This window comes from Citrobacter freundii complex sp. 2024EL-00216 (assembly GCF_043945515.1).
Taxonomy (GTDB): domain Bacteria; phylum Pseudomonadota; class Gammaproteobacteria; order Enterobacterales; family Enterobacteriaceae; genus Citrobacter; species Citrobacter portucalensis.
Genome location: NZ_JBIMRA010000003.1, coordinates 281,426 through 298,300, shown reverse-complemented (window position 1 = coordinate 298,300; position 16,875 = coordinate 281,426). Strand labels below are relative to the sequence as shown.

The following is a 16,875-nucleotide window of genomic DNA, read 5'->3' as shown; positions in this document are numbered from 1 at the left end:
GCATCCATATTATATGCTTAATTAAGTCAGATTGATTAACAGAGGGTGTGAAATGCCAGGGCCGACGGTTCGTTGCGCGATATGATTTGGCATCCGGTTTCTGGCTGCTATGATAAAGCGTCTGAAAATGTTGCGAGGTATTGTTTTGAGTGCAGGACGCCTGAAGAAAAATGGCCTGGGTATCGTGATGTTGCTGTGCGTCGGTCTGCTGTTAGCAGGGTGTTCCGGGAGCAAGTCGTCTGATACAGGAAGTTATTCCGGCTCCGTGTATACCGTGAAGCGGGGGGATACGCTATACCGTATTTCGCGCGCTACCGGGACCAGCGTGAAAGAGATCGCCCGCCTGAATAATATTTCACCGCCCTATACCATTGAAGTAGGGCAAAAACTGAAGGTCAGCGGTGGCGCGAAAACCAGTTCTAACTCTGGCAAAACAACCAAGAAATCCTCAACCAAAACGGCAGCGGTCAGACCGTCTTCGTCCGTACCGCAGTCTTCCTGGCCTCCGGTAGGGCAACGTTGCTGGCTGTGGCCTGCCAGCGGTAAGGTGATCCTGCCTTATTCAACCGCGGACGGCGGCAACAAGGGCATTGATATCTCGGCTGCGCGCGGTACACCGATTTATGCCGCCGGCGCCGGGAAGGTGGTTTACGTCGGTAATCAGCTGCGGGGCTATGGTAATCTCATCATGATTAAGCACAGTGAGGACTACATCACTGCGTATGCGCATAATGACACCATGCTGGTGAACAACGGTCAAAACGTGAAGGCCGGGCAGAAAATCGCGACGATGGGCAGCTCGGATGCGACTACGGTGCGGCTGCATTTCCAAATCCGCTACCGGGCGACGGCTATCGATCCGCTGCGTTATTTGCCGCCGCAGGGCAGTAAGCCAAAATGCTGACGGTGATTTAATCGCCAGTCAGTCGGTTAGTCCCTTGCCAAGAAGAGCGTAAGGTTTATAATCCCTTACGCACTTCGATGCGGGCGTAGTTCAATGGTAGAACGAGAGCTTCCCAAGCTCTATACGAGGGTTCGATTCCCTTCGCCCGCTCCAAAATTCTCTCCCTGTAATTAATCCTTAAAAACGTTAGATAGCGACACCGGAATCCGGTGGTAGCGTGCCGTTACCTTCACCCAGATTACGTTGTAGCAATACCGTGTCGAGCCATAGCCCATGTTTGAAGCCAATGTTTTTCAGTGTGCCGATTTGCGTAAATCCGGCCTGCTGATGGACTTTTAACGATCCCTGATTATTGCTGTCGCCGACGATGGCAATCAGTTGCCGATAACCCTGTGCTTCAGCCCAGCCAATCACATGACGCAGTAAGGCTTTTCCTACACCCTGACGCTGAGCCGTTGGAGCAATATAAATCGAATCCTCAAGGGTATAGCGGTAGGCATAGCGCTCGCGGTAGCGGGTGAGGTAGCAATATCCCATGACCTTATCTTCCTGCAGCGCGACGACCCACGGTAGCCCAAGGCTGCGGATTTTTTCCAGACGAGCAAGCATCTCGTTTGCATCCGGCGGGTCGGTTTCAAAGCTGCCGGTACCGTGAAGAACATGATGTGCATAGATATCGCGTATGGCGGGGATGTGCTTTTCTTCTGCGTTAACGATTTTCATTGACCGGCTCCCATTGGCGTCTTTGCCCAGATTACCTGAAAGACTGAGGGGAAGGTAAGTGCAAAAAATTATGCTTCTATCAGTTGCTTGTAATGCAAATAGGCTTGCATATTGTAAGGGGAAATAATTGATTGTGGTTGATATTGTCAATAGTACGCAAGGTTGGTAAATATATTAACAGGTAGAGTAATACACAATTATTCACGCATGTATTTGATTGAGTTTCCAAATACCAATTATGGTAGGTTTCGAAAAATGATAAATAAAGTTGTTTGATTTCAACGCATTGTTACTGTATCTAATTCTTCTTGCGCCTGTACCCTTATTTTCATTTCATTGGCCCTGTTTGAGCCCTAAAAATTAAGTTATATTTTGTTGTTAGCAGAGAGCCTATTATCAGATTTTTCTCTATTCACCTCTCAAAATAGTTACCATGCAAACAGTTGCGCGGTGTAGCTATGCTAACCAGCAATAGTAAGCATCGTCACATGATGTCACCGGGCAAACTTTGTTTAAATCCAGAATTCAATCCCAAGAGTATTAGGATTATTTAGTCTAAAATACTTTTTTGCCTAAGACTTTTCTTATTGCGTAGCCACGAACTACATGGAGTGATAAAATTCCCGAGTTTATGCCTCCTGTCCAACGATTAGAGGACGCGGTGCGGGTAGTCAATAAGACGAAAGAATTAATTGCTTCATAACCCTATTACGAAATAAGCGGCAGTGCATCTTACATGGTCGGCAACTGTCAGGGATTGACCGTAACTTATTGAAAACGCTTATTTTTACTCTGATGTAAGATATAAGGGCAGATATGTTCAGTATGCGTCGACATGCCAACTTCATTAAACGTTTTAAGTCTGTAAGCTGTTTATTTACGGCAAGCATTCTTTTCCCTATGCAAATCTCTGCTGCGGTATCAGATTATGATGCTTTGGTTATTGAAGCGCGGGGAGGGAATAGTGCGCCGCTATTGCGCTACCTTGAGGATCAGGGAAAGAAAAGTGCGCTAACGCCAAATCAGGTTGCCGACTGGTTGCAAGTTTCTGGTTGGGTCGATAACAACGATAAAACAACCATTGAAATCTGGCAGCGGTATCGTGGGCAGATGGATGTGCCTGCGCGCGGCAAAGTCGCCGCTGCACGTGCGTACCGTAACCAGAAAAACTGGAATGATTCATTGGCGGTGTGGGAAAGCGTTTTACAGGAAGAGCCTGATAACGTGGATGTACGCACCGGCTGGATAATGACGTTGGCGGATGCGCGCTACAACCAACAAGCCCTTACTGAAGCGAATAAATGGGCGCAGGCGCATCCGGGCGCAGACTCCGACGCACTGCTTGCCTACGTATATCATTCTCAGGGGAAAAACTGGGATGCACTGTTGGTTGCCAGCCAGGCGGATGATGTTGATCCAGGCAACAAAAATGCAAAATCCACGCTGCTATCTGCGCTGTCGGCGAACCGCGTTTCCGGACCCGCTTTAAATATGGCGGAGGTCGTTCCCACTGCTGATCCAGTGAAGCGCCGTCTTGAGCTTGATGCGGCGGCTGAAATGGTACGCTCCTCCTATACGTCCGCACGTAATGAAGAAGAACGGTTTATCGTGGCCGATAAAGCGCTGGCCCGTTATGACCAGTTGCTGGCGGCCTGGAAAGATGAGCCGTCTGCGCAGAATGATGTCCGTCGGGCGAGAATTGACCGTATGGGTGCCCTGTTGGTGCGTAAGCGTACTGCCGAAGTGATTGATGAGTATGAATCCCTTTCTGCAAGCGGCGAAGTACCAAACTATGCAAAACGCTGGGTGGCATCAGCATGGTTAAGCGAACGCCAGCCGGAAAAAACCGAAGCGATGCTGGCGAGCATCTACTACCCGAATGGACCTATCCCGGTGACGCCGCTCAGTCCTGAGGATCAACAAGATCTGTTCTACGCGCACATTGATAATGAAAACTTCGATGCTGCCAAAAAACAAGTCGATGATTTGATCAAAGAGAGTCCGTATCTGCGGCGTATCTATGGCTCGCCAACGCCGCAGCCTAACGATAACTGGCTGCTCGGACAGTCGCTACTGACGCAATATCATATCGCTGCCAATGAACTGCCAGAGGCAGAAAAGCTCGCAGAGCATCTGGCACGAACAGGCTCTGGTAACCAGGGACTGCGCATATCTTATGCCTCTGTGCTTGAAGCGCGTGGGTTGCCGCATGCGGCGGAGAAAGAGCTTAAGCTGGCGGAAGTCATTGAACCAAGCAACCTGGAGCTGGAACGTCAGCAGGCTTACGTTGCACTGAATCTTCAGGAGTGGAAACAGGCAGATGAACTGACGGATGACGTTATTGCCCGTAGCCCGGATGATGAAGCGACGCTGCGCCTCGCGCGTATTCGTGATGTCCACAAAATGTCGGAAGTGCGCATTAGCGGAACGCAGGGGATCTCGTCCGATAGCCCGGTCAGCGGTAAGAATGACTTCAACATCAACACGGCTATTTACAGTCCGCCGATTAATGACAACTGGCGACTGTTTACCGGATTCAACTTTGCTACTGGTGAATTTGAGGAAGGGAAGGGCATCAGCCGCGATCTGGCGGCGGGGGCTGAATGGACTTCCCGTGATTACTGGGCGGAAATGGAAGTGTCAGGCCGAAATTATGGCGATGGTCAGAAGATTGGCGGGCGTCTATCCGGCTGGCATGACTTCAATGACAACTGGCGCGTTGGTGGGTCGGCCGAGCGCCTCTCTCGCAATACCCCGTTGCGCGCGCTGCGTAGTGGCGTGTATGCCAACGGCGGCGATATGTTTGTTCGCTGGTATCAAAACGAACGACGTGAATATCAACTGTCGTTTGCCGCATCACATTTCTCGGACGGTAACGATCGCATCGAATATGGACTCAGCGGAAAAGAGCGCATGTGGACCACGCCGCGCTTCACGCTGGACTTTACGCCGGGTATCGGCGGGAGCACCAACACCAAAGAAAATGTTCCGTATTACAACCCGAAGAGTGATTTTTCGGTTGTCCCTGGCCTGAGCGCAGAGCAGGTTCTTTACCGCCACTATGATACCGTCTGGACGCAGCAAGGTCTGGCTGGCGTAGGTGGCTACTGGCAGCAAGGTGAAGATGCAGGCGCTATCGTCCAGGTGGGATACGGCCAACGGCTTAAATGGAACAACGTCGTAGACGGCGGGGTGATGCTGATTTGGGATAAACGCCCCTATGACGGTAAACGTGAGCGGAATATCTCCCTCGCTTTCGATTTAAATGTCAGGTTTTAAGGATTGTTCATGCTGAAAAGATGCCTGTGGCTTAGCGCATTAATCGCTGGCTGGCTGATGATTACCGCGTGCAGCAGCGCGCACAATACAACGCCTCGCTATGTTCCTCCCGCAGAGAGAACGCCGCTGACGGCGGATCATCCGTGGCCGAAAAATAGCTTTCTGGTGCTCGGCTACCATGATGTGGAGGATGGTGCAGCCGACCAGCGCTACCTCTCTGTGCGTACCAGCGCGTTGAGCGACCAAATGGCCTGGCTGCGTGATAATGGCTATCAGCCGATCAGCGTGCAGCAAATTCTGGACGCCCATGACGGTAAAATTGTACTGCCGGAAAAAGCGGTATTACTCACCTTTGACGACGGATATAGCAGTTTTTATACCCGCGTCTGGCCATTGCTGAAAGCCTATAACTGGCCTGCGCTCTGGGCGCCTGTAGGCAGTTGGGTTGATGCGCCAGCCAACAAAAAAGTCGATTTTGGCGGCTTAATGACCGCGCGAGACAAATTCGCCACCTGGAAAATGGTCGAAGAAATGGGCAAGTCGCCGTTGGTAGAAGTCGGTGCGCACACCTGGAACTCGCACTTTGGCGCTGAGGCCAACCCGCAGGGGAGTAAAGAGCCCGCTGTGGCGAACCGCCTGTATGATAAGAAAACCGGCACTTACGAAACGGACGAACAGTACACGCGACGTATAAACACGGATATCTCTCTGATCACTAACAAGATCAAAGCGGTGACCGGAAAATCGCCGCGCGCGTGGGTATGGCCTTACGGCGCAGCCAACGGTACAACGTTAAACCTGGCCAAAGAGCATGGCTATAAGATGGCCTTTACGCTTAATGAAGGGTTGGCAAATGCCGCGTTTCTCGATGATATTCCGCGCGTGCTGATTTCTGATAACCCATCCCTTAAGCGCTTTGCCAGTCAGGTCGCTCAGGTCCGTGAACCACAGACGATGCGCGTGATGCATGTCGATCTGGATTACGTGTATGACAAAGACCCTGCTCAGCAGAAGCGAAATATCGATAAGCTGATCCAGCGCGTTTATGACATGCGTATTTCTCATGTCTTCCTGCAGGCGTACGCCGATCCGCAGGGCGACGGGAATATTCGCGAACTCTATTTCCCCAACCGCTGGCTGCCGATGCGTGCCGATCTCTTTAACTATATCTCCTGGCAGTTACAAACGCGGGCAGGGGTGACGGTGTATGCCTGGATGCCGGTTCTGGCTTTCGATCTCGACGCGTCCATTCCACGCGTAACCGCATGGGATCCGAAAACGGGACGCACTGCTATCAATCACGAGAACTATGTTCGTCTCTCGCCCTGGGACAGCGAAGCGCGCAAACGCATCACTGAAATCTATGAAGACCTGGCGAAGCACGCCAGCTTCAAAGGTATTTTGTTCCATGACGATGCTTTCCTGACGGATTTTGAAGATGCGTCACCGGAGGCGTTAGCCGCCTACCGTGCCGCAGGGCTTCCGGGCAGTATCGAGCAAATACGTAATAATCCTCAGGCGTTCGAGCGCTGGACTCGCCTGAAAAGTAAGATGCTGATTGACTTCACCAAACAACTGACCCGGACGGTGCGTAATATTCGCGGTCCACAGGTGCAAACTGCGCGCAATATTTACGCCATGCCGGTACTGGAGCCTGAAAGTGAAGCCTGGTTTGCACAAAACCTGAATGATTTCCTCAATACCTATGACTGGACGGCGCCGATGGCGATGCCATTCATGGAACAGATCCCGGCCAATGATGCCAACGCATGGCTTGACCGACTGGTGAATGCCGTTGCACAAACCCCTGGGGCGCTGGATAAAACCGTGTTTGAACTGCAGGCACGAGACTGGCGTAAATCCGGGGATCAGGCTGAAATCAGCGGAAAACAAATAGCCGAATGGATGCGCCAGCTGAAATTAAGCGGTGCAGGTAACTACGGCTATTACCCGGATGATTTCATCAGCGACAAACCTGAGATGTCAGAGATTCGCTCGACGTTCTCCTCATACTGGTATCCGCAAAAATGACCGATCGCATTATTGCTTTCCTGATACTTTGCCTGATGTTCAGCCTGCCGTTTGGTGTGGCAGTCATCTTTACAGGTGAAGTGATGTTGAACTTCGTCTTCTTCTGGCCTTTGTTCATGTCTGCTTTGTGGATAAGCGGCGGGGTCTATTTCTGGTTTTACCGTGAACGTCACTGGAAATGGGGAGATGACACGCCACCACCGACCCTGCCGGGGAATCCGCTGGTGTCCATTCTGATCCCCTGTTTTAACGAAGGGATCAACGCGCGTGAAACCATTGAGGCAGCACTGGCACAGCGATATAAGAATATCGAAGTGATCGCCATCAACGATGGTTCGACGGATGACACTCACGACGTGCTGGAACAACTGGCAGTGGAATACCCCAGCCTGCGGGTGATTCATCTGGCTGAAAACCAGGGTAAAGCGCTGGCGCTCAAGACCGGTGCAGCCGCTGCGCGCAGTGATTACCTGGTGTGCATTGATGGCGATGCGTTACTGGATCGTGATGCCGTTGCCTATATTGTGGCTCCTCTGATCCAGTTCCCGCGCGTTGGTGCAGTGACGGGGAACCCGCGTATTCGAACCCGCTCTACGTTAATCGGTCGTGTGCAGGTCGGTGAGTTCTCTTCCATTATCGGCTTAATTAAGCGTACTCAGCGAGTCTATGGGCAGATCTTTACCGTTTCCGGCGTAGTTGCGGCGTTTCGTCGTCGCGCGTTGGCCGAGGTCGGTTACTGGAGCCCGGACATGATCACCGAAGATATCGATATCAGCTGGAAGCTGCAATTGCGCCACTGGTCGGTATTCTTTGAGCCGCGCGCGCTGTGCTGGATCCTGATGCCTGAAACGTTAAAAGGGCTATGGAAGCAGCGTTTGCGCTGGGCGCAGGGTGGTGCAGAGGTGTTTATCGTTAACATGCGTCGTCTGTGGTCGTGGGAGTTCCGTCGCATGTGGCCGCTGTTTCTTGAGTTCTGTTTTTCTACCGCCTGGTCTTTTGCCTATGCGATCAGTATCGTGCTGTTCCTGTTAGGACTGATGATCCCGATGCCGGACTCGCTGTATGTACAGCATCTTTTCCCGCCAGCCTTTACCGGGCTTATCCTCGGCGTGGTGTGCTTGCTGCAGTTTGCGGTGAGCCTGATGATTGAACGACGCTATGAAAAAGGCATTGGCGCCTCGTTGTTCTGGATTATCTGGTTCCCGGTGGTGTACTGGATGCTAAGCCTGTTCACCACGCTGGTCGCGTTCCCGAAAGTGATGCTCAAACGCAAACGTGGCAGAGCGCGTTGGGTTAGTCCTGACCGCGGTATTGGGAGGATTGAATCATGAACCAGCCACTGATCTTCACGGAGCGGCGTTTGCTGCCGCGCATCATCGATGTGTTGTTGACGGCCATCGCATGGGTTGGATTTATCTATTTGATCTATAAAGGGCTGATCACAGCCCTGGCGCATTCACCGTATATGGGTGTGCGACCCTTTTTCACCACGCTGGATACGGTCACGTTTTATATCCTTGTCGCCCTGGTCAACGGCCTGGTGCTGATTGGCTGGGCGAAGTACAACCAGTTTCGTTTTCGGGTCGAACGCCGCAGTCGCAGACCCGGGCTTGAAGACCATGAGCTGGCAGAAAGTTTGCGTATTACCCGGGAGCTGGTTACGGAACTGAACAAGGCGAGGGTGCTGACGGTCCACCATCATGAGAATGGCGAAATCAGTCATATCGATGTGGACAGGGATATTGCCGATAACCGCCTCCCGCCGCCGACGCCTGCGATGCTGGAGTATTTGCCGCCAGAGCCGCAGCCGTCGATACAGAAAAAGCCTGAATGATATTTCTGCTTTCAGCCGCTTCCTTCAGCCTCGCATAGGTCTATGATTAGACCCAGACAATAAAAAAATGCGAGGCAATGTCGTGGATAAGGAACTACTGGATGCAGGTTACCGGGCCTATACCGGCGAGAAGATTGACGTCTACTTCAACACGGCGATGTGTCAGCATTCGGGCAATTGCGTGCGGGGAAGCGCGAAGCTGTTTAACCTGAAACGTAAACCGTGGATTATTCCGGATGAAGTGGACGTTGCCACGGTCATCAAGGTCATCGATACCTGTCCGAGCGGTGCGCTGAAATATCGCCAAAAATGAGTGAGGGAAGCATGGAAATTCTTGCAGGCCATAACAAGTTTTATGTCAATGATGCTGAGGGCAACCAGGTTGCCGAGATTGTTTTCGTGCCGACGGGCGAGCATCTGAGCATCATTGAACATACCGATGTCGATCCCAGCCTGAAAGGTCAGGGCGTCGGCAAACAGCTGGTGGCGAAAGTGGTAGAGAAGATGCGCGCTGAAAACCGCAAAGTTATTCCGCTGTGCCCGTTTGCCAAACATGAATTTGATAAAACCCGCGAGTACGACGATATCCGCGCCTGATTATCTTATATGCACCGGAAGGTATAACAGCCACCCGGTGCATCACGCCCGATGCAGTAAATCCTGATAAATCCCCGTCAGTATCCCTTGTGGGCCAAACTCTTTTTTAATCCACTGAGTGACACGACCGGTTGCCGAATGCTGGGTTGCCAAAAGCATTCGTGAATCCTGACGTGGGTTGTGGATCTGCCGTGTCACCAGCAATGACTTTTCCATCGCCTCGCGCACCATATAGTCTGGCAGAAAACCGATGCCCTCCCCCAGGATCTGGCACTGGCACTTGGTATTAAAATCGGGAACCAGAATCGACTCTTGACCGTGTAACAGCCAACCGACTTTTTTGTTGATGGTGTGTGCGGTGTCTTCCACCATGATGTTCGGGTACAGGCGCAGTTGGCTCTCAGAGATGGGTTCAGGCATAAACGCCAGCGGATGATCCGGAGCAATCGCGAACGACCAACGGATCGCGCCGATCTCGGTGTAATCAATTCCGCCGCCGTCCAGTAATGTATCGGGCGCGCCAATGGCGATATTGGCCAGGTTATTGATGATCGAATCCCAGACGCCGTTATACACCTCTGTAGTGACGGTTATCTGGCAGGTTGGAAACTGTTTCTTGAGTACCTGCAGCAGCCTCGCCGTATGTTGAGGGGTATACAACAGCTGGTTAATGCAGATGCGCACCCGAGCCTCAATTCCCTGAGCGATGGTATCAATGCTGCGCTTGATGGCGTGGAAATCGTTGAGCAGGTCGGTCGCCTTGCGAAACAGGTAACGCCCGGACTCGGTCAGCTCAATGCTGCGAGTACTGCGGGTAAACAGCACCACGTCGAGACCCATTTCCATGCGCTTAATGGTGTAACTAATTGCCGATGTGGTTAAGCCAAGCTCCTCCGCTGCCTTGCTGAAACTGCTATAGCGGGCAGCCATCGTAAATGCCAGTAGGTTTTCCTCGGTAAATATTGAATTCATCTTTCTCCCCTCCGGCGACAATGCGCATCCGCACCACGATGATTGTTGAATGTATTTGTAATCCTTATACAGAGCAATCAGTTTTGAACAGAATTTAACACTAGTTTTACATTTGATTTGAAGGCAATCACACTTCTGTATTTTAATTGCAGGCCGCTATCCGTGCAGCATACCGCCTGATTTTCCGGACTACTGATTAGTGGCTAAAAGGGCCCCAGCCATAAGGGAAAGATTGCACTACAGCACGTTTTGCTCTCATTGTTAAAATTGATTCAATAATCGATGCGCTAACGATGAATGAAATTTAAGCGGATGTTATTCTCTGCACTCTATTGCTATTCTCAGGTTATCGGATATTTAAAAAGTCTAAAAAACTGCAGGAGAGCGATTATGTCAGAGAAAGAACTCATTACTGAATTTCTGCTGGCGGCAGAGCAGGGCAATGCCGATGGATTAAAATCCTGTCTGGCAAAAAATGTGGATATTAACGCCACCAACCGCCAGGGGCGTACTGCCATTATTATTGCCAGCCTGAATAAACATTATGACTGTGTTTCTTTATTGATTGCTGCGGGTGCCGATATTAATAAACAAGATCAAACTTGTTTTAATCCCTTCCTGATTAGCTGCCTGACTAATGATTTAACGCTGTTGCGTACGGTATTACCGGCTGACCCCGACCTCAATTGCCTGAGCCGTTTTGGCGGCGTTGGTATTACACCTGCCAGCGAAAAAGGTCATGTCGAGATCGTGCGCGAACTACTGCTGCGTACCGATATCAATGTCAACCATACTAATTTTGTTGGCTGGACGCCGCTCCTGGAAGCCATCGTGCTAAATGACGGCGGTGCGAAGCAGCAGGAGATCGTTAAGCTGCTGCTTGACCATGGCGCAAACCCGCACATGACGGATAAATACGGTAAAACCCCGCTGGAACTGGCGCGAGAGAAAGGGTACCACGAAATTGCCGAGCTGCTGATTGCGGCCGGAGCCTGACACAGGAGCGCCATTATCGCTACGCCATCACGGCGATGCGTACGGGCGCTAACCGCAGACAGCGCGTTTCTCACTTTCCGGGGAACGGGACGGGTTGAACAGGTTTTTTCCCACGCGGTAAACCTGTTGATACCCGAACAGCAGCGGCTGCTGACGTTACTGAGTGAAGATTGTGATAACGCCCCTAACAGCTGTCGGTTGGCGCTGACGCATTGTGAAGACCTGTTTCACCCCGGTGAGCGGGTCAATTTTAGCGGGTCGGGAATAGTTGTTGGCAATGATAAATGGATAGAAACCGCCGGTTGCCAGCTGTGGCGAATACCACGGTGGACATCTGATGCAGCAAGCCTTGCCGCAGTCGGCTGGCAGCACTGGGAAGAGGTTATCCGCCAACAGCTAAAAAGCGACGACACATTATTTCTGTACCGGGGTGACAATCCGTTTTATCAGGAAATCACCCGTCAATTACTCAACCGCCGACAAACATTACTGACGGCGTTGCGTACAGGAGAAAATATTACTACGGCGGTCAGCCATTTAATTGGTTTGGGGATAGGGCTGACGCCCTCATCGGATGATTATTTAGTAGGCTTAAGCACCATTTTATTTATTCCCGGACATCCGCTGAGGAAATATAGAGACGATTTTTTAGCGGCATTGCAACGTGCAGGAAATAATACAACGCTACTTAGCAAAATAACGCTAGAGGAAGCATTTAATCAGCGTTATCGGGAAAGCATCGGACGGCTGCTGAACCAATTTATTACTGAGCAACAACTCGTTTCTACGCAATATATTACTGACATTAAAAATATCGGTTCAAGTTCTGGCTGCGACATGCTGTATGGCATGGCGGATGCCTGCGCCCTGAGCCACAGGTCCGGAGGGAATTATGTCGATCAGGATAGTTGTTAAAAAGAACACGTATTTTGATTCTGTCTCACTGATGTCTATCTCCACGCGCGCAAATAAGCTCGATGGCGTTGAGCAGGCGTTTGTGGCTATGGCGACAGAGATGAATAAGGGTGTGCTGAAGAATCTCGGCCTGCTGACGCCTGAGCTGGAAGAGGCGAAAAGTGGCGATCTGATGATTGTCATTAAAGGCGCCAGCGAGGCGGCGAACGACCAGACGCTGGTGGCGATTGACGATCTGTTTACGCATAAAGAGCAGGGTGGCCAGCATGAAGCGCGCTATGCCACGCTTGCCAGCGCGAAGAAGCATGTTCCTGAGAGCAATCTGGCGGTGATCTCAGTCAATGGCCTGTTTGCCGCGCGTGAAGCGCGCCAGGCGCTGCAAAATAACCTCAATGTGATGCTGTTCTCTGACAACGTCTCTCTTGAGGACGAGCTGGCGCTTAAGCAGCTGGCGCATGAAAAAGGACTGTTGATGATGGGGCCAGATTGCGGAACCGCCATCATTAACGGCGCGGCGCTGTGTTTTGGCAACGCGGTGCGTCGCGGCAACATCGGAATTATTGGTGCCTCCGGTACCGGCAGCCAGGAGCTGAGCGTACGCATTCACGAATTTGGCGGCGGAATTTCCCAGTTGATTGGCACAGGTGGACGCGATCTTAGCGAAAAGATTGGTGGCCTGATGATGCTTGACGCGATTGGCATGCTGGAGGCCGATCCGCAAACTGAGATCATCGCACTTATCTCCAAACCGCCTGCGCCAGCGGTGGCGCGCAAGGTGCTGGAACGTGCGCGCGCCTGTCATAAGCCCGTGGTGGTGTGTTTCCTCGGACGTGAAGCCGCGCCTGCGGATGAAAAAGGCCTGCAGTTTGCCCGCGGTACTAAAGAGGCGGCGTTGAAAGCGGTACTGCTGACCGGCGTGAAAAAAGAGAGTCTGGATCTGCATCCGCTCAACTGGCCGCTGATTGAAGAGGTTCGCGCCCGTCTGACCCCGCAACAAAAGTACATCCGTGGCTTGTTCTGTGGCGGCACGTTGTGCGATGAGGCGATGTTTGCTGCCATGGAAAAACATGCCGAAGTTTACAGCAACATTCATCCGGATCCGGCATTCCGCCTGAAAGATCTCAACCGCAGCGTGGCGCATACCTTCCTCGATTTCGGTGATGACGATTTTACCAACGGCAAACCGCACCCGATGATCGATCCCACCAACCGCATTAGTCGTCTGTTACAGGAAGCGCGCGATCCTGAAGTTGGCGTGATCGTGATGGACTTCGTCCTTGGATTTGGATCGCATGAAGATCCGGTTGGCGTGATGCTCGATGCGATCGTTGAAGCCAAAGCGATCGCCGCCGCAGACGGTCGTCCGCTTGAGATCCTCGGCTATGTGCTGGGAACCGATCTTGATACGCCGTCGCTGGAAAAACAGTGTCAGATGCTGACCGACGCCGGGGTTATCTGGGCGAGCAGTAGCACCAACACCGGATTGCTGGCGCGTGAATTTATCTGTAAAGGGGAGGAAGCCTGATGAGCCAGACACTGTTTAACCAGCCGCTGAACGTGATTAACGTTGGTATCGCAATGTTCAGCGATGACCTGAAAAAGCAGAACGTACCGGTGACCCAGCTCGACTGGACGCCGCCGGGCCAGGGCAACATGCAGGTGGTAGCGGCACTGGACGACATTGCCGATTCACCGCTGGCAGACAAAATCGCGGCCGCTAACCAGCAGGCGCTGGAACGCATTATCCAGTCGCATCCGGTGCTGATTGGCTATGACCAGGCGATCAACGTCGTGCCGGGCATGACCCGTAACACCATCCTGCACGCCGGGCCGCCAATCCGCTGGGAAAAAATGTGCGGCGCAATGAAGGGGGCGGTAACCGGGGCGCTGGTCTTTGAAGGGCTGGCGAAAGATCTGGATGAAGCCGCCGAACTGGCCGCCTCGGGTGAAATCATCTTCTCTCCGTGCCACGAGCATGACTGTGTCGGCTCGATGGCGGGCGTGACGTCGGCATCGATGTTTATGCACATCGTCGAGAACAAAACCTATGGCAACCGCGCATATACCAATATGAGCGAGCAGATGGCGAAGATCCTGCGTATGGGCGCGAACGATCAGAGCGTTATCGATCGTTTGAACTGGATGCGCGATGTGCTGGGACCGATGCTGCGTGACGCTATGAAGCTGGCGGGCGAAATCGATCTGCGCCTGATGCTGGCGCAGGCATTGCACATGGGTGATGAGTGCCATAACCGCAACAACGCCGGGACGGCGCTGCTGATTCAGGCGCTGACGCCGTGGATTATTCAGACCGGCTATCCGGTTGAGCAGCAACGTGAGGTGTTCGAGTTCGTCCTTAGTAGTGATTACTTCTCCGGACCGACCTGGATGGCGATGTGTAAAGCCGCAATGGACGCTGCACACGGTATTGAATACAGCACCGTGGTGACGACGATGGCGCGCAACGGCGTTGAGTTCGGTCTGCGCATTAGCGGCTTACCGGGCCAGTGGTTTACCGGTCCGGCGCAGCAGGTGATTGGGCCGATGTTTGCGGGCTATAAGCCGGAAGATTCCGGACGTGATATCGGCGATAGCGCGATAACAGAAACCTACGGCATTGGCGGTTTCGCGATGGCGACGGCACCGGCCATCGTAGCGCTGGTGGGCGGTACGGTCGAAGAGGCCGTTGATTTCTCTCGCCAGATGCGAGAAATCACTCTCGGCGAAAACCCCAACGTCACCATTCCGCTGCTTGGTTTTATGGGCGTACCGACCGCTATCGACATTACGCGCGTGGGCAGCACCGGCATTTTGCCAGTGATCAACACCGCTATTGCGCACAAAGACGCGGGGATCGGCATGATCGGCGCCGGAATAGTTCACCCGCCGTTCGCCTGTTTTGAAAAGGCGATCCTCAACTGGCGCGACCGCTACTGCCAATAACAATAACCGGGGCTAACGCGGTTAGCCCCACAGTAGCGAAGCGAAAAACGTTGCTTACCTGCAGGGCCGGGCGATCTCCGCGATCGCAAATGATGCTTAACCTGTTAAGGATATTCCATGAACAGCATAAAACTAGAATGGAAACGTGGTGACTGGGCGGCTTACTTTGGGCTGATGACCAACAACCTGACTAACCTGCTGACAATGATGGGGCTGCTCATTTTTGTCGTCGGGATCCCTACCGAAATTGTCTACGGTCGTATTGCGCCTGCCTTTGGTCTGGCGGTGCTGGTGGCCAGCGTCTGCTACGCCTGGTTTGGCCTGCAGATGGCAAAGCACACCGGGCGTAACGACGTAACGGCGCTGCCGTCCGGACCGAGTGCACCGTCAATCTTCACCGTGACCTTCCTGGTGCTGATGCCGGTTTATCAGCAAACCCAAGATGCCAACTTCGCTATCCAGATAGCCCTGGTGTGGTGCTTTGTCGAAGCGCTGATCCTGGTCGGCGGCTCCTTCCTGGGCGAGACCATCCGCAAGATGATCCCACGTACGGTACTGCTTTCTTGTCTGTCCGGCCTGGGGCTGTTGCTGCTGGCGATGAACCCGATGCTGCAGGCATTCGAAGCGCCGACGGTTTCTTTCATCGTCCTGTTGCTGATCTTCATTAACTGGTTCGGTAAGAAGCCGATTTTTGCCCGTATTCCTACCGGTTTACTGCTGCTGATTGCCGGTACGGCCCTGGCGTGGATCTCCGGTTTACAAAGCCCGGAAGCCATTAAAGCTTCGATGTCTTCCTTTGGCTTCAACCCGCCGGAAATTCATGTCGACAGCTTCTTGCAAGGTTTACCGCACGCACTGCCGTATCTGGCTTCTGCAGTTCCTTTGGGCCTGGCGAACTATATTTTTGACCTTGAGAACATTGAAAGTGCGCACGCGGCGGGCGATGAGTACAACACCCGTAAGGTCATGATGGCGAACGGCTTTGCCTCCATGCTCGGCTGCATGCTGGGTAACCCGTTCCCGGTGACCGTATATGTTGGGCATGCGGGCTGGAAAGCGATGGGCGCCAGCATCGGCTATACCCTCGCTTCAGGCATCACCATGTTCCTGGTGCCGCTGTTTGGGCTGGGCGCGTTTATGCTCGCCATTATTCCGATGACCGCGATAGTGCCGATTCTGGTGTTTATCGGCGTGGTGACCGCCAACCAGGTGGTGCGAGAAACGCCCAAAGTCGAGGTTCCCGTTATCTTCATCTGTCTGTTCCCGTGGATCGCCAACTGGGCATTGACCATCGTCAACAGCGTGATGGGTGCCGCCGGAACATCCGCGGGGAAACTGGGTAGTGACTTGCTGCACAGCAAAGGTGTCTATTACGACGGACTGGTGCATCTGGGAAGCGGCGCACCGCTGGCCAGCATGCTGTGGGGCTGCGTCGCTATCTTCGCCATTATGAACAAGCCGTTACGCGGGGCGATTGCCGCAGCCTTTGGCGCGCTGTTATCGCTGTTTGGCGTGATTCACTCCCCGGCGGTTGGCTTTGCGGAAGGCAGCTCGATGATGTTTGTTGTGGCCTACCTGATGATGAGTGGCATGTTTGTCCTCAAGCATGTTCTTGATAGCCGTGAAGCGGTGACTGCGCCTGAGCAGGAACCAACGAAAACGACCTGAATTGCCTGCAAGC

The 16,875-nt window shown here is 52.8% G+C and carries 14 protein-coding genes and 1 tRNA gene; 13 read left to right on the top strand and 2 right to left on the bottom strand.

Annotated features, from left to right (window positions below; translation table 11 throughout):
- Positions 1-145: 145 nt before the first annotated feature.
- Both actS and ACHHZ7_RS05690 read left to right on the top strand, forming a co-directional pair.
- Complete coding sequence (gene actS / locus ACHHZ7_RS05695; RefSeq protein WP_020996306.1) at positions 146-904, top strand: amidase activator ActS; 759 nt, start codon at positions 146-148, stop codon at positions 902-904.
- Between the two features lie 79 nt (positions 905-983).
- Positions 984-1,057, top strand: a tRNA-Gly gene (locus tag ACHHZ7_RS05690).
- Between the two features lie 33 nt (positions 1,058-1,090).
- Here the strand turns inward: ACHHZ7_RS05690 and ACHHZ7_RS05685 are convergent.
- The gene (locus tag ACHHZ7_RS05685; RefSeq protein WP_060683281.1) at positions 1,091-1,627 is read right to left on the bottom strand and encodes a GNAT family N-acetyltransferase; all 537 of its coding nucleotides are present in this window, start codon (positions 1,625-1,627) and stop codon (positions 1,091-1,093) included.
- Positions 1,628-2,443: 816 nt separating this feature from the next.
- Here ACHHZ7_RS05685 and pgaA point away from each other — a divergent pair.
- The 6 genes from pgaA to ACHHZ7_RS05655 all read left to right on the top strand — a co-directional run bounded on the left by pgaA (position 2,444) and on the right by ACHHZ7_RS05655 (position 9,368).
- Positions 2,444-4,906 (top strand): poly-beta-1,6 N-acetyl-D-glucosamine export porin PgaA, encoded by a 2,463-nt coding sequence (gene pgaA, locus ACHHZ7_RS05680; RefSeq protein WP_060683282.1) that lies wholly within the window; start codon positions 2,444-2,446, stop codon positions 4,904-4,906.
- Between the two features lie 9 nt (positions 4,907-4,915).
- A complete protein-coding gene (gene pgaB, locus ACHHZ7_RS05675; RefSeq protein ID WP_048215612.1) occupies positions 4,916-6,937 on the top strand; it encodes a poly-beta-1,6-N-acetyl-D-glucosamine N-deacetylase PgaB in 2,022 nt (673 codons plus the stop codon).
- On the top strand, positions 6,934-8,268 hold the full coding sequence (gene pgaC / locus ACHHZ7_RS05670) for a poly-beta-1,6-N-acetyl-D-glucosamine synthase (protein WP_003033859.1): 1,335 nt from the start codon (positions 6,934-6,936) through the stop codon (positions 8,266-8,268). Before pgaB ends, pgaC begins: the two co-directional genes overlap by 4 nt.
- Positions 8,265-8,771 (top strand): poly-beta-1,6-N-acetyl-D-glucosamine biosynthesis protein PgaD, encoded by a 507-nt coding sequence (gene pgaD, locus ACHHZ7_RS05665; protein ID WP_003825542.1) that lies wholly within the window; start codon positions 8,265-8,267, stop codon positions 8,769-8,771. Before pgaC ends, pgaD begins: the two co-directional genes overlap by 4 nt.
- An 82-nt stretch (positions 8,772-8,853) precedes the next feature.
- A complete protein-coding gene (gene yjdI, locus ACHHZ7_RS05660) occupies positions 8,854-9,084 on the top strand; it encodes a 4Fe-4S mono-cluster protein YjdI (RefSeq protein WP_003825544.1) in 231 nt (76 codons plus the stop codon).
- A gap of 11 nt (positions 9,085-9,095) precedes the next feature.
- Positions 9,096-9,368: a GNAT family N-acetyltransferase gene (locus ACHHZ7_RS05655; RefSeq protein WP_003033869.1), complete on the top strand. Its 273-nt coding sequence runs from the start codon at positions 9,096-9,098 to the stop codon at positions 9,366-9,368.
- A 42-nt stretch (positions 9,369-9,410) separates the two neighbouring features.
- Here the strand turns inward: ACHHZ7_RS05655 and ACHHZ7_RS05650 are convergent, their stop codons facing one another.
- A complete protein-coding gene (locus ACHHZ7_RS05650) occupies positions 9,411-10,340 on the bottom strand; it encodes a LysR substrate-binding domain-containing protein (RefSeq protein WP_003825551.1) in 930 nt (309 codons plus the stop codon).
- A gap of 390 nt (positions 10,341-10,730) precedes the next feature.
- On the opposite strand from ACHHZ7_RS05650, the gene ACHHZ7_RS05645 reads away from it, so the two are divergent.
- The 5 genes from ACHHZ7_RS05645 to ACHHZ7_RS05625 all read left to right on the top strand — a co-directional run bounded on the left by ACHHZ7_RS05645 (position 10,731) and on the right by ACHHZ7_RS05625 (position 16,862).
- A complete protein-coding gene (locus ACHHZ7_RS05645) occupies positions 10,731-11,336 on the top strand; it encodes an ankyrin repeat domain-containing protein (protein ID WP_008785731.1) in 606 nt (201 codons plus the stop codon).
- Between the two features lie 126 nt (positions 11,337-11,462).
- Positions 11,463-12,251: a DUF2877 domain-containing protein gene (locus ACHHZ7_RS05640; protein WP_060683283.1), complete on the top strand. Its 789-nt coding sequence runs from the start codon at positions 11,463-11,465 to the stop codon at positions 12,249-12,251.
- Positions 12,229-13,776: an acyl-CoA synthetase FdrA gene (gene fdrA, locus ACHHZ7_RS05635; RefSeq protein ID WP_060683284.1), complete on the top strand. Its 1,548-nt coding sequence runs from the start codon at positions 12,229-12,231 to the stop codon at positions 13,774-13,776. Before ACHHZ7_RS05640 ends, fdrA begins: the two co-directional genes overlap by 23 nt.
- On the top strand, positions 13,776-15,194 hold the full coding sequence (locus ACHHZ7_RS05630; RefSeq protein WP_008785728.1) for a DUF1116 domain-containing protein: 1,419 nt from the start codon (positions 13,776-13,778) through the stop codon (positions 15,192-15,194). The genes fdrA and ACHHZ7_RS05630 overlap by 1 nt, the downstream gene beginning before the upstream one ends.
- Positions 15,195-15,311: 117 nt before the next feature.
- Entirely contained in the window at positions 15,312-16,862 is a 1,551-nt protein-coding gene (locus ACHHZ7_RS05625) for a hypothetical protein (RefSeq protein WP_060683285.1), read from the top strand.
- Positions 16,863-16,875: the final 13 nt, after the last annotated feature.